The 12,998-nt window shown below is 47.8% G+C and carries 11 protein-coding genes; 10 read left to right on the top strand and 1 reads right to left on the bottom strand.

What is annotated here, in order from left to right; translation table 11 throughout:
- The first annotated feature begins 27 nt into the window (after nucleotides 1-27).
- The 6 genes from tssF to WH277_RS03660 all read left to right on the top strand — a co-directional run bounded on the left by tssF (nucleotide 28) and on the right by WH277_RS03660 (nucleotide 7,008).
- Entirely contained in the window at nucleotides 28-1,905 is a 1,878-nt protein-coding gene (gene tssF, locus WH277_RS03685; RefSeq protein WP_133844497.1) for a type VI secretion system baseplate subunit TssF, read from the top strand.
- A 2-nt stretch (nucleotides 1,906-1,907) separates the two neighbouring features.
- Nucleotides 1,908-2,933, top strand: coding sequence for a type VI secretion system baseplate subunit TssG (gene tssG, locus WH277_RS03680; protein ID WP_133844495.1), 1,026 nt, complete (start codon nucleotides 1,908-1,910; stop codon nucleotides 2,931-2,933).
- 72 nt (nucleotides 2,934-3,005) lie between these two features.
- Nucleotides 3,006-4,073: a type VI secretion system protein TssA gene (locus WH277_RS03675; RefSeq protein ID WP_339504399.1), complete on the top strand. Its 1,068-nt coding sequence runs from the start codon at nucleotides 3,006-3,008 to the stop codon at nucleotides 4,071-4,073.
- Nucleotides 4,074-5,075 (top strand): fimbrial protein, encoded by a 1,002-nt coding sequence (locus WH277_RS03670; RefSeq protein WP_159337700.1) that lies wholly within the window; start codon nucleotides 4,074-4,076, stop codon nucleotides 5,073-5,075.
- A gap of 32 nt (nucleotides 5,076-5,107) precedes the next feature.
- Nucleotides 5,108-6,454: a GlcNAc-transferase family protein gene (locus WH277_RS03665; RefSeq protein WP_339504397.1), complete on the top strand. Its 1,347-nt coding sequence runs from the start codon at nucleotides 5,108-5,110 to the stop codon at nucleotides 6,452-6,454.
- A gap of 77 nt (nucleotides 6,455-6,531) precedes the next feature.
- Nucleotides 6,532-7,008 (top strand): DcrB-related protein, encoded by a 477-nt coding sequence (locus WH277_RS03660; RefSeq protein ID WP_133844486.1) that lies wholly within the window; start codon nucleotides 6,532-6,534, stop codon nucleotides 7,006-7,008.
- A gap of 112 nt (nucleotides 7,009-7,120) precedes the next feature.
- Here WH277_RS03660 and WH277_RS03655 read toward each other — a convergent pair whose 3' ends face one another.
- A complete protein-coding gene (locus WH277_RS03655; RefSeq protein ID WP_159337706.1) occupies nucleotides 7,121-7,717 on the bottom strand; it encodes a LuxR C-terminal-related transcriptional regulator in 597 nt (198 codons plus the stop codon).
- 319 nt (nucleotides 7,718-8,036) lie between these two features.
- Here WH277_RS03655 and WH277_RS03650 point away from each other — a divergent pair, with 319 nt between their 5' ends.
- The 4 genes from WH277_RS03650 (at nucleotide 8,037) to kdpB (ending at nucleotide 12,998) form a co-directional block, all read left to right on the top strand.
- Nucleotides 8,037-8,954 (top strand): DMT family transporter, encoded by a 918-nt coding sequence (locus WH277_RS03650; protein ID WP_339504393.1) that lies wholly within the window; start codon nucleotides 8,037-8,039, stop codon nucleotides 8,952-8,954.
- Nucleotides 8,955-9,158: 204 nt separating this feature from the next.
- The gene (gene kdpF / locus WH277_RS28630; protein WP_133844480.1) at nucleotides 9,159-9,248 is read left to right on the top strand and encodes a K(+)-transporting ATPase subunit F; all 90 of its coding nucleotides are present in this window, start codon (nucleotides 9,159-9,161) and stop codon (nucleotides 9,246-9,248) included.
- Nucleotides 9,248-10,933 (top strand): potassium-transporting ATPase subunit KdpA, encoded by a 1,686-nt coding sequence (gene kdpA, locus WH277_RS03645; RefSeq protein ID WP_159337708.1) that lies wholly within the window; start codon nucleotides 9,248-9,250, stop codon nucleotides 10,931-10,933. The genes kdpF and kdpA overlap by 1 nt, the downstream gene beginning before the upstream one ends.
- A gap of 16 nt (nucleotides 10,934-10,949) precedes the next feature.
- On the top strand, nucleotides 10,950-12,998 hold the full coding sequence (gene kdpB / locus WH277_RS03640; RefSeq protein ID WP_159337710.1) for a potassium-transporting ATPase subunit KdpB: 2,049 nt from the start codon (nucleotides 10,950-10,952) through the stop codon (nucleotides 12,996-12,998).

Genomic DNA, 12,998 nt, shown 5'->3' with positions numbered 1-12,998 from the left:
CTGATACAAATCTAGTGAGAAATGTCAGTGGATCATAAATTTCTTGATTATTATAATCAGGAACTTACGTTTATGAAAGAAATGTCACGTGAGTTTGCTGAGAAACATCCTAAAATTGCTGGCCGCCTGGGAATGCATGGCATAGATGTTGCTGATCCTTATGTTGAAAGACTTATTGAGGCATTTTGTTTTCTTTCTGCCCGAACTCAAATAAAACTGGATGCTGAATTCCCTAAGTTTACTCAAAGGCTATTGGATGTTGTCTATCCAAATTATAACTCTCCTACTCCTTCAATCGGTGTTGTTCAATTACAGCCTAATCTGAAAGAAGGTGATTTGATGCAGGGGTATTTAGTTCCCCAAAATAGCACTTTTCATACCAGGATTTTACCGGGCGAGGCTACCCGTTGTGAGTTTCGCAACGGACAGGATCTCACACTTTGGCCGGTTGAAATTATTGACGCACGCCTGACCTCTATTCCTCCTGATCTCCCCAATCTGGAGCGATATCGCATATCTAATTCTCGACTCAAAGGTGCGTTACGCATCAAGCTAAAATTACAGGGTGATATCGTATTCTCACAGCTAGAAGGTCTCGACCAGTTACCTTTTTATATTGATGGTGATGAAAGGATCGTCTCACATATTTTTGAACTATTACATACCAGCCATGTGGCTATGGTGGTGCGCGCAGGTGAGACGAAGGTAGAAGATGTCGTTGTCAGTGAAAAACCACTTACCTTCGAGGGACTAAAACCGGAACAAAGCGTTTTGCCGCTTTCATGGAACATGTTCCACGGCCATAACCTCATCCAGGAATATTTCTCCTGTCGTCAGCGATTTTATTTTTTCACGTTAAATCATCTGGCAAATAGTCTGAAAAAAAATAACTCTAATGAGGCTGAACTCATTATTTTACTTGACCGATTGCCACAAGATTTAATCGGCCATATTGACGCATCCCGGTTTCTTCTGCACTGTACCCCGGTTATCAATCTGTTTCCTAAGTTAGTTGATAGAATCGAAGTTAACAGGGCACTGAATAGTTTCCATGTTGTACCTGACCGGAGCAGGCCTTTAGACTATGAAGTTTTCTCAGTAAATCGGCTATTGGGGCAGAAAGCTGAAAGCAGTGATGAGGTTGTTTTTAAACCCCTGTACCATACCCGACATTCTGATGATGGAAACTTTGGGCGCTATTTTTCGATTCGTAGAGAAGCCAGAGTCAAGGATAGAAATACCCGAAAATATGATACTCGGATCCCCTATGTGAGCACTGAAGTATTCGTTTCACTGGTCGATCAGAATGAGGCGCCTTTTAGCGATGATATCAGGTATCTGTCTATTGATGCGATGGTGACTAATCGGGATCTTCCTCGCCTTATCAAGGCAAGTGGTAGCTTCGATCTGACAATGCCAGGTTCAGTTCCTGTTCATGGTGCAACGTTTGTCTGCCAACCCAGTACTCCGCGTGCGGCATTTGCCTTGGGAGAAGCATCATGGCGGTTAATTCGTCAACTAAGTTTTAATTACCTTCCACTCTCGGATATGGACCATGGGTTAGGTGGGGAATCGCTGCGTAATATGCTTAGCCTCTTCCTCAATGGTGCGGATCAGGAGTCGATCGCTCAAGTTAACAGTCTTGTGGGATGCAAAAGTGAACCTGTCATTCGGCGTATTCCTGGAGATGGCCTGCTGGTTTACGGTCGGGGAGTTCGCTGTACCTTAACGGTAGATGAAGAGGGATTTTCGGGCATTAGTCCATACTTATTTGGCCTTATCATGGAAAACTATCTGGCTCGCCATGCTGCGATAAATATTTTTACTGAGACAGAATTACACTCAATGCAAAGAGGGCTTATTGCACGCTGGGGAGCGCGGCCTGGAAGGCGTGGAGCACTGTGAATATGAAAGACAATTCGCATATTCAACCAACAGCCTCTGAGCTAGACACGTGGTTCAAGCAGGATGAACCCTGGAATGCGGGCTACATTAGTTTAATGCGTGCAATAGCGGCAAAGACGACTGATATGCCACCGATTGGTAGGGCTAAACTTCCTGTGCAGGAGGCTTTCCGGGTCGGGCAGTGTGCTTATATGGCTTTTGCTCCGCGTGAAATATCGGCTATTTCAATGGAGAACGGCAAGGTTAACCTTGAGCTATTTGGTTTAGGAATATGGGGCCCTCAGGGGGCGATGCCGCTGCATTTTTCTGAGCTGGCCTATTCTCGATCAGAAGCTTACGATAATACGCTGATTGATTTTGTTAATATATTTCATCATCGCGCATTATCGTTGCTGTATCGTGCGTGGTTTTTATCGCAGGATACGGCCTCTCTTGACCGTAAATATGATGAGAGATTTTCATTTTATATCGGAAGCCTAATCGGTATTGATGCACAAGAACTTGAACATTCTCACTTACCGCCACACGCTCGATTAGCATCATCTTCTCACCTGATTCGTGAATCCCGTAACCCGGAAGGGATCATTGGTGCTTTACATTATTATTTTCAGGTACCTGTGCGAATGGAGGAGTTTGCAGAACAGTGGATACGTCTGGATAAGTGCGATCAAACTATTTTAGGCGATGATGCCTGTGCGATGCTGCTTGGCGACGGGGCTATTCTGGGCAATACCGTGAGAGATTGTCAGCACAAGTTCAAACTCATTTTAGGCCCTCTAACCCTTAAAGAATATATGCAGTTCAGTCCCTGGGGGGATGATCTTCCAGTCTTGCAGGAGTGGGTAAAAAACTTTGTTGGGTATGAGTATGCATGGGATATACAGCTGGTTTTGGCTGCAGAAGAGGTACCTCATGCAACGCTAAATGGTACACATCAGCTTGGCTATGCGACCTGGCTCGAAAGACTGAATAACATAGAACCGGTTTCTGGCATGAGCTTTGAACCGGAAATTTATTGCCACAGCTAGATGGTCTGTGGTTTTTATCTCGTGTATGCCGGGGATGGGCATATATGCCAGAGGTTAATTAGGAGGGAGCCTGTGTCTGATACTATCATCACTGAACTAAGTCAATTTTATAGTGGATTTTTGCAGCCTGTTTCGGATGAATTTCCATGTGGCGACAGTCTTGAGTATGATTCAGCCTTTATTCTTCTCCTGTCTAAAATTCAACCGAAACAGGGTGCTGAATACGGTAATTTTGTTGAACAGGCAGAACCTGTAAATTGGTCAGAGGTTCAGCGCGAGTGTGCTGCCTTGATGCAGAAAAGCAAAGATGTACGTTTGTTTATTATTATGATCCGCTGTCGCTTAAGGCAAATCGGTTTACTGGCGATAGAGGAAGGAATCACAGCCTTAAAAGCCCTCATCGAAATTTATCCTGAACAGTATTACCCCTTATTGCTTGATGAAGGTGACTTTGAGCCCGTCATGCGAGCCAATGCATTTTCAGAAATGGACGATGCTTCGGGGTTAATTACAGACTTAAGAAATCACAAATTGCCTAAAGCGGCGGGTCAGGTTATTTCCTTAAAGGATTTTGAGAAATCATTCGCCACTCCTCGTGAACCGGATGCGCTTCCCGAAGCGTTGATCTCTGCAATGTTAGAGGAGTGGCATCAACAGGCTGATAAAGAGATTATCTCTTTGAACTGTGCGATGAAATCTTTGCTGGCAATTCGGCATTCCTTGAGGGACAGCCTCGGTGAAGAGGCTCCCGAGTTGCCGGTTATCACCCATCTCCTCACTCTTTTTCCACAATCGTCATCTGTTGTTGAAGCGGATTTATCTGAACCTGAAAGCGATGAAACCCATCTTGAATCAGTGCAGGACGATGCCAGCACCACACCACGTGAAGTGCAAAAAGGTGCATTGCAGTCTGCAAAGTGCTCTGTTTCAACAGCGAAAATTAACCATAAGATAGAAAATCGCCAGGATGCTTTAGCACAGTTAATTGAGATTAGATCGTGGTTTACGCGTATGGAGCCAAGTAGTCCAGTGATCTTATTACTGGAACTAACAGAAAGCATGGTTGGAAAACGTTTCACTGAGCTAATGAAAATCCTTCCATCAGAACTCATTAATAAAATTGACAGCGAGAACACATAAATGAAATTTTTTGGAGTGAAAATTTTAATGGCATGTTGTGCGTTAGTCAGTACCGCTTTGCAGGCTGAATGTACCCTCGACACAACCGGGGAATCAGATAGGGGCCCCCCCGTTACGTTTATTCTCCCTGCGCAGGTTTTGAGTATCAGTGCCGATAAGCCCGTCGATACCGCCATGCCATTCGCTACGATCACTTCCCCCCTGGCGGGACACGCTGTGACCTATATCAACTGTACGCCTGGCATCTCTTATGGAGGAATGCCTTACGGTCTTCCTACTCCGGATGGAAATAATATGTACTCTACCAATATTCCTGGTGTGAGTATGAAAATTCGGTGGGATAATGGCACTGTTAAAAAAGACATCCCTTATGCCGGTAATCTCCCTATGCAGTTAAGTCGCATAGTCTATTTTGCTAATTCTTATTTCGTAGTTGAGTTTTTTAAAACGGCAGAAGTGATTCGTTTGATGCCTAATAAAGAAAATGTTGTCTTTGATGGCGGTGATTCCGCCTATAATTATGTTGGTGTCAATGCAATGTCGAATTATGCACAAAAACTTAATATAGGAAAAATTACACTCAATAGTACACCGGCCTGTACTTTTGAGAGCACAAAAAACATCGATTTTAATACTGTCACACCAGCCCTGGCGGATTCAGGGGTTGAACGTCCCCTCGACTTTGAAATGAACTGCAGGACTGACTATGGAAGCTATTCTGTCTTTGCTTCAATCATTGCGGACGCCCGTACCCCTGATGGTAAATATATTACTGTCACCGATGCCGGAGGATATACGGATCGTCTGAGAATTCAAATAAGAGATAATGAAGGAGCCAGTATTGCCGTGGATGGTTCAAGTTTGAGAAAAGTAACAAGCAACGATAAAGTCCCTGCGCAGTTTAAATGGACGGCGACATTAGCGTCACCTGGCAAGACAAGTAAAAGACCCACCGGTGGTAAATTTGATGCCAGAGCTGAGATTGTATTACAAGTAAATTAACACATATTTAATATTTAAGATGAGGGTATAAAATGGATAATGTACCTTGTGTTTTTGTTAGCATCGCGAGCTATCGCGATTCAGAACTTATTCCTACTTTAATGGATATGATTTCTCAGTCTGTCAGCCCACAGTCCCTACATATCAGTATTTGCTGGCAGTGTGATGAAGACATCTCTATTTTTCTCGATAAAGGAATGCAGCTTACCCAGCAGCGACTTCATCATGGCTTTCAACTCTATCTCTTCAGCTATCGAGGCGCGGTGATCCATGTGATAAGCGTTCATTATTACCAGAGCCAGGGTGCCTGTTGGGCCAGACATATTGCAGAAACACTTTATAATAAGGAAGAATACTTCCTGCAGATTGACTCCCACTGTCGTTTTATATCCGGCTGGGATAGCCAAATGGTTGAGGTATTGAATTATTTAACTGTTTTGAGTCCTAAACCCATTCTCACATGTTATCCACCGTCCTATCAACCGGATAATTTAGAGGATAGAAAAAACGATCTGACTCGATTAATGTTCAGAGGGTTTTCTCAGGAGAAAATTTTACAGCTGAGCCCTTATGTGATGACTGACGATGTTACGTACCCGGTCAGAGGAAGTTATCTTGCTGGAGGATTTATTTTTTCATTAGGGAGCTTTGTTACAGAAGTTCCTAATGATCCTCAGATATTTTTTGAGGGTGAAGAAATAGCCATGGCAGTCAGGGCATTTACTCATGGCTATGACATTTTTCATCCTCAAAAAGTATTGCTATGGCATTTTTACGGCAGAAAAGACCATGTGAAAATCTGGACAGATCATGGCAATGAGGCAAAAACTAAAGGCAGCATTGATCAAGCTTGGTGGGAAAGAGACGCTATATCTAAAAACAGAGTAAAAACCTTACTCGGCCATAAGACCACTGAGCAGTGTGATCATGGCATTTACTGTCTTGGTAAGCAACGTAGCCTGAGTGATTTCGAGAGAACGGCAGGAGTGGATTTTTCTCGCTGTCTGGTTCATCCGGATGTCATTGGAGATGAGCATAAAGCTTATTTCGCCAACGGGGAATTGATCGAAGGGCTTTGGCGTTCATTGCTTGTCGGTGTCAATAAAAGAACGGTTAACTTTGACTCATCCAGAATAACCACGTTAGGAAGAGATGCTCTTTACTGGTATGTCGGTGTCTATACGGAAGATAACACGCTGCTCGAACAGCATACTCTCTATAACGCTGAAATAAATGAGAGAATTTCAAATTCGGAAGATGGCAGTTTTTCACTATCGCTTGATTTTACTTCGGAAGAAAGTTTAAACCCTCATTCTGTTCGTATTAGTCCATTCATCGACAGAGCAGGGTGGGGTGAAGTCATCGAGGAAAAATGGTAGCGGCTTTTTCTTTTTTAACAAAAAAATCACAGCTTTATTAAGTTGTAATATTTTCTATTTAACAAGCGAGTTATCAAATGATTACTTATGAAGTATTAGAGGGCGATTTCCTCACTGATATCCCTGTTGTCGATGTTACTGTTAATGTAATGCGTTTTCGCGATCCTGAAAATTACGAATATAACATCATTATTAACCGGGTTATGATGGCAGAAGGCCAAACGGTGGTGACTTTTTGCGAGAAGCAGATGAAAACAATGCAAAATACCCTTCCTGGCTTTAAGAGTGAAGGAAAACAACTCGAACATAAAATTGGGCCTGCAAAACTCCCCGTCGTTCAGGTCGCTCATCGTTATCTTGAAAATGGCAATTTTGTCCGTCAAGTCCAGTCTTATACGCAACTGCCTAAGCATCCAGACTACAATCCTGGAAATAATATGTTGATGATTTTTACTCTTGTCGCCGATCAGGATTTCACTGATTTTCAGCGTAAGCATTATGTTCAAATTATGAATTCATTTACACCTAAAACTAAACCACTAGGAAATAAATAACGTTTACCAAATGTTTTACTTCCATTTGAATTCTTGATTTTTCTTTACTGAGGAGGTCCGTGATAAAATCGACCTCCTCTTAATGATTCATTCGAATATTCAATGTTGTACGTTATATGCATAACGTTTTTCTTTCATTTCGTCGACAGGTTACAATAAATTTTGCATAATTATAAAAGTCAGTTTTTTTATTGAACTTCATCTTCCTTGATGCGTTTCTAAAATGAACGTTAATCGTTCTCTCAGAACGATTTATCTGTCTTGATATATTCCTTATGTTATTCCCCCTGCCTAGTAATAGCATTATTTTAGTTTCGGTTAGAGACAGTTGCTCATGTTTTTTTAATCCTGTTATTCTGTAAAAATCATCATTTATGAAGTCATTGCTATCCATGCTTGCGATGAAAATTATTTTTTCAATTATCCTTTTTATATCAGTTATTTTTTTATTTTTACAAGCAAAAGGAATGTGCAAAGTTGATTTTTCTTTGCTGATGTGTGGTTCATCCAATTTTTTTGTGTTTTTGAATAAATTTATACTTATAGATGAATCTCTGAGTGTAATATTAGTTATCTCGCTCTTCTCTGTGCTATCATCATCAGTAATAAATCCAAAGTCGCTTAATGCACTTTCTAGTGCTGATTGTTGAAGCAACGACTCCAATCCTTTTTTATAGAAAAAATTTTCACTTTCAATTAAAATTTTCATAATATCTGACTGTCCATGTCGTGAGTTGGTTATTTTCTTTATCATATCCTTAAAGACAAAATACATTTTGTCATTCTATGTTAATTCCGTTTATTTGGAGTTTTCTTCTGTTTTTATTGTGTTGGCGATGTTTTTTATGGAAGCATACAATTTCCCTTTCTGAACTGTCTCTATTGAATCATGCTATTTCTTATCGGTCCTCGAGGGGTAATCACCAGTAGACAGGTTGCTTTTTTTTTCTGCTGCAGTCTATAAAGAGGATTAACCACAGTCGGCGTGTGACCGTTCAGTGTCAATAATCAGTCTTCAGGAGCGTGTTGTGAAGCAAGGGGATATCGGTCGTTTAATGTTACTCGCGGCGATTTGGGGAGCCAGTTTTTTATTTATGCGCGTAGCCACTCCCTATTTTGGTTCGCTGAATACCGCGTTTTTACGCGTGGTGTTTGGCTGTGTTGGCCTGATAGCGCTGTTGCTGGTACTACGGACCCATATCGCCTTTCATGGTAAAGCGTTGCCGGCGATGTTACTGGGGGTGATCAACTCGGCTGTGCCTTTTGTGATGTATTGCCTGGCGGCAAAATGGCTGCCAGCGGGCTATTCGGCGATCCTGAATGCCACTACACCGCTGATGGGTGTGCTTATTGGGGGTCTTTGTTTCAGTGAAACCTTTACGCTGAGAAAAATCGTTGGGGTGGTACTGGGCCTGGTGGGAATTGTACTGCTGACCACTACCGGCAGCCAGGCCCTGACACATGAGGTGCTGCTGGGCATTGCCGCGTGTCTGGTGGCGACGGCTTGTTACGCCAGCGCCGGGTTTCTGACTAAAAAGTGGATTGGCGATCGCGGTGGTCTGGATGCCCGGCTGGTCGCGCTGGGCAGCCAGATTGGCGCCAGTATCTTTCTTCTTCCGGTGTTTATCGGTTCACTGATCATCCAGCCTGTCGTGCAGTGGAACCATCCAGGCGTATGGCTTTGTGTACTGGCGCTGGGGCTGATCTGTACTGCCTGGGCTTATATTTTGTTCTTTCGTCTGATTGCCGATATTGGCCCACTAAGAACGCTGACGGTGACTTTCCTCATCCCGCCGTTTGGCATTCTGTGGGGTTATCTGTTCCTTGGAGAAACCCTCTCAAAAGGATTTATCGCCGGAGGATTGGTGATCATCGTAGCGGTATGGCTGGTCGCGGGGGGTATCAAGCCAAAACCAAAGATTAAAGAGGTGGTGATAAAACCCTGACGGAGCATGACTTCAAAGATGAACAGCTACGTTATTTAGTCATTATCAGCGCGACAGGGCAATGCCCTGTCGCCACCATATCGATTCCCCTGTTTTCACGCCCATTTTTATACTTTCTTTACACCCCAGCCCTGCATTTTTACATCAACTTTGCACGCCACTCGCAACAATAGCGTTACTGAAAAACGCCTTTGGAGGTGTGTTGTGAGCGTCGCTGTCACTACTGGCATTGTGCTGGTCTGTTTGCTGCTGGGCTACCTGGTGTATGCCCTAATCCATGCGGAGGAATTCTAATGGCCGCACCTGCTTTTTTACTGATTGCCAGTTACATGGTGTTGCTGATGCTGTTGGCCCGTCCGCTTGGGAAAGGGCTGGCACGTCTGGTGGATGACCGTCCGCTCCCCGGATTGGCTGGTGCGGAACGCATCCTGTGGCGTCTTAGTGGTGTGGCCTCGGAAGGCATGAGCTGGCAGCGTTACCTTTGGGCGATCCTGCTGTTCAACGCCTGCGGCTTACTGCTGCTGTTTGTCATGCTGGCGAACCAGGCCAGTCTGCCGTTGAACCCTCAGCAGCTACCGGACCTCAGCTGGCATCTGGCGCTCAACACCGCCGTTAGCTTTGTCACCAACACTAACTGGCAGGCGTATGCCGGGGAAAGCACCCTGAGCTATTTCAGCCAGATGGTCGGGCTGACTGTTCAGAACTTCCTCTCGGCTGCCACCGGGATCGCCGTGGCCTTCGCGCTGATGCGCGGATTTGCTCGGCGAGCATTGGGGGAGCTGGGTAATGCCTGGCGCGATATTACCCGCATTACGCTGTATGTCCTGCTGCCGCTGTCGCTATTGATGGCATTGTTCCTCGTCAGCCAGGGTGTGTTGCAAAATGTCGACAGCTATCTGAGCCTGACCACGCTGGAAGGTGTGAAGCAGACGCTGCCGATGGGGCCTGTCGCTTCGCAGGAAGCGATCAAAATGATTGGCACCAACGGCGGTGGTTTCTTCAACGCCAACTCTGCTCATCCGTTTGAAAACCCGACGGTATACAGCAATTTTGTCCAGATGCTGGCGATCTTCCTGATCCCGGCAGGGTTGTGCTTTGCCTTCGGTGAGGTGGTGCGCGATACCCGTCAGGGACATGTGCTGCTGTGGACGATGTCACTGATGTTTATCCTGGCGGTGGCGGTGGTGATGTGGGCCGAGCTCAATGGGAATCCACACTTCCTCACGCTCGGTGCTGACAGCGCTATCAATATGGAAGGCAAGGAGACGCGCTTTGGCATCCTCAATTCCAGCCTGTTTGCGGTGATTACCACTGCAGCCTCCTGTGGTGCCGTCAACGCCATGCACGATTCGTTTACCGCACTTGGCGGCATGGTGCCGATGTGGCTGATGCAAATCGGGGAAGTGGTCTTCGGCGGCGTGGGTGCCGGGCTGTACGGCATGCTGCTGTTTGTGATGCTGGCGGTCTTTATCGCCGGGCTGATGATCGGTCGTTCCCCGGAATATCTCGGCAAGAAAATCGACGTATGGGAAATGAAAATGACCGCACTGGCGATCCTGGTGACACCGAGCCTGGTGCTGCTGGGCACGGCGCTGGCGATGATGACTGAGGCCGGGCGCAGCGGCATGTTGAATCCCGGCATACATGGCTTCTCGGAAGTGCTGTATGCCGTCTCCTCGGCGGCCAATAACAACGGTAGCGCCTTTGCCGGGCTGAGTGCGAACACGCCGTTCTGGAATCTGCTGTTGGCGTTCTGCATGCTGGTGGGCCGCTTTGGCATCATTATTCCTGTACTGGCGATCGCCGGTTCTCTGGCGCTGAAAAAGGTTCAGCCCGCGGGCCAGGGCACGTTGCCGACTCACGGGGCGCTGTTTATTGCCCTGCTGGCAGGCACCGTGCTGCTGGTCGGTGCGCTGACCTTTATCCCGGCGCTGGCCTTAGGGCCGGTGGCGGAACATCTGCAAATGATCGGTCGTTAACGGGCGGAGAAGAGACATGAGTCGTAATCAACAGGCGCTGTTTGATGGGGCGCTGATGCGTGTCGCGCTGCTCGATGCGTTGAAAAAACTGGACCCACGCATTCAGGTACGCAACCCGGTGATGTTTGTGGTGTGGTTGGGCAGCGTGCTGACCACGCTGCTGGCCATTGCAATGGCGGCCGGGAAAACCCCGGGTGAAACGGGCTTCACTGCCGCCATCGCCGTCTGGCTGTGGTTTACCGTGCTGTTTGCCAATATGGCGGAAGCGCTGGCCGAAGGGCGCAGTAAAGCGCAGGCCAACAGCCTGAAAGGTATCACTAAAACCAGCTTTGCCAAAAAACTCGCAGAGCCTGAATACGGCGCCAGCCATCAGTCAGTGGCGGCTGATTCGTTGCGCAAAGGTGACTGGGTACTGGTGGAAGCGGGCGATATGATCCCCTGTGACGGGGAGGTGCTGGTGGGTGGCGCATCGGTGGATGAAAGCGCCATCACCGGCGAATCGGCCCCCGTCATCCGCGAATCTGGCGGTGACTTCTCATCCGTCACCGGCGGTACACGGATTCTCTCCGACTGGCTGGTGGTGCAGTGCAGCGTCAACCCGGGGGAAACCTTCCTCGACCGGATGATCGCGATGGTGGAAGGGGCGAAACGGCGTAAAACGCCGAATGAGATCGCCCTGACTATTCTGCTGGTGGCGCTGACCATCGTGTTTGTGCTGGCCACCGCCACGCTCTGGCCGTTTACCGCCTGGGCAGGGACGCCAGTGAGCCTGACGGTGCTGGTGGCGCTGCTGGTATGTCTGATCCCCACCACAATCGGCGGTTTGCTGTCGGCGATTGGCGTGGCGGGCATGAGCCGTATGCTGGGGGCCAACGTGATCGCCACCAGCGGCCGTGCGGTAGAAGCGGCGGGGGATGTTGATGTATTGCTGCTGGATAAAACTGGCACCATTACGCTGGGTAATCGCCAGGCAACGCAATTCCTGCCAGCCGCGGGTATCAGTGAACAGCAGCTGGCCGATGCCGCACAGCTGGCCTCACTGGCCGATGAAACCCCGGAAGGGCGCAGTATTGTGGTGCTGGCGAAGCAGAAATTTAATCTGCGCGAACGCGACCTGAAAAGCCTGGATGCCACTTTTATTCCATTCTCGGCGCAGACGCGCATGAGCGGGGTCAACGTGCAGCAGCGCACGGTGCGTAAAGGTGCGGTTGATGCGGTGCGCCGCTATATCGACAGCAACGGCGGCCAGTTCCCGCCAGAGGTTAACGGCCTGGTGGAACAGGTGGCGCGTGCGGGCGGCACACCGCTGGTCGTCTGTGATGGTGTAACGGTACTGGGCGTGGTGGAGCTGAAGGACATTGTGAAGGGCGGCATTAAAGAGCGCTTCGCCGAGTTGCGAAAAATGGGCATTAAAACAGTGATGATCACCGGGGATAACCCGCTGACTGCCGCCGCGATCGCCGCCGAGGCTGGCGTGGATGATTTCCTGTCAGAAGCGACCCCCGAAGCCAAGCTGGCACTCATCCGTCAGTATCAGGCCGAAGGACGGCTGGTGGCGATGACCGGAGATGGCACCAACGATGCCCCGGCACTGGCGCAGGCTGATGTGGCGGTGGCCATGAACTCCGGTACCCAGGCGGCAAAAGAGGCGGGTAACATGGTCGATCTCGACTCCAACCCGACCAAACTGCTGGAAGTGGTGCATATCGGCAAACAGATGCTGATGACGCGCGGTTCCCTGACCACATTCAGTATCGCTAACGATGTGGCAAAGTATTTTGCCATTATCCCGGCCGCGTTTGCTGCCACGCTGCCGCAGCTCAATATGCTGAACGTGATGCAGTTGCACTCACCCAACTCCGCCATTCTGTCAGCGGTGATCTTCAACGCGCTGGTGATTGTGTTCCTGATCCCGCTGGCGTTGAAAGGGGTGAGCTATCGCCCGCTGAGTGCTGCCGCGCTACTGCGTCGTAATCTGTGGTTGTATGGTGTCGGCGGCCTGCTGGTGCCATTCGCTGGGATTAAACTGATTGATATGTTACTGACCCTTCTGGGCATGGCATAA

The sequence above is a fragment of the Erwinia sp. MYb416 genome, from assembly GCF_037479575.1.
Lineage (GTDB): Bacteria > Pseudomonadota > Gammaproteobacteria > Enterobacterales > Enterobacteriaceae > Erwinia > Erwinia rhapontici.
This window is presented reverse-complemented; position numbering and strand designations above follow the sequence as displayed.

Bases quoted from the DNA above. Each gene is read 5' to 3' on its own strand.
- tssG (WP_133844495.1), top strand. From the start codon at position 1,908: ATGAAAGACAATTCGCATATTCAACCAACAGCCTCTGAGCTAGACACG.
- WH277_RS03660 (WP_133844486.1), top strand. From the start codon at position 6,532: ATGATTACTTATGAAGTATTAGAGGGCGATTTCCTCACTGATATCCCT.
- kdpB (WP_159337710.1), top strand. From the start codon at position 10,950: ATGAGTCGTAATCAACAGGCGCTGTTTGATGGGGCGCTGATGCGTGTC.
- WH277_RS03655 (WP_159337706.1), bottom strand. From the start codon at position 7,717: ATGAAAATTTTAATTGAAAGTGAAAATTTTTTCTATAAAAAAGGATTG.
- WH277_RS03665 (WP_339504397.1), top strand. From the start codon at position 5,108: ATGGATAATGTACCTTGTGTTTTTGTTAGCATCGCGAGCTATCGCGAT.
- WH277_RS03670 (WP_159337700.1), top strand. From the start codon at position 4,074: ATGAAATTTTTTGGAGTGAAAATTTTAATGGCATGTTGTGCGTTAGTC.
- kdpA (WP_159337708.1), top strand. From the start codon at position 9,248: ATGGCCGCACCTGCTTTTTTACTGATTGCCAGTTACATGGTGTTGCTG.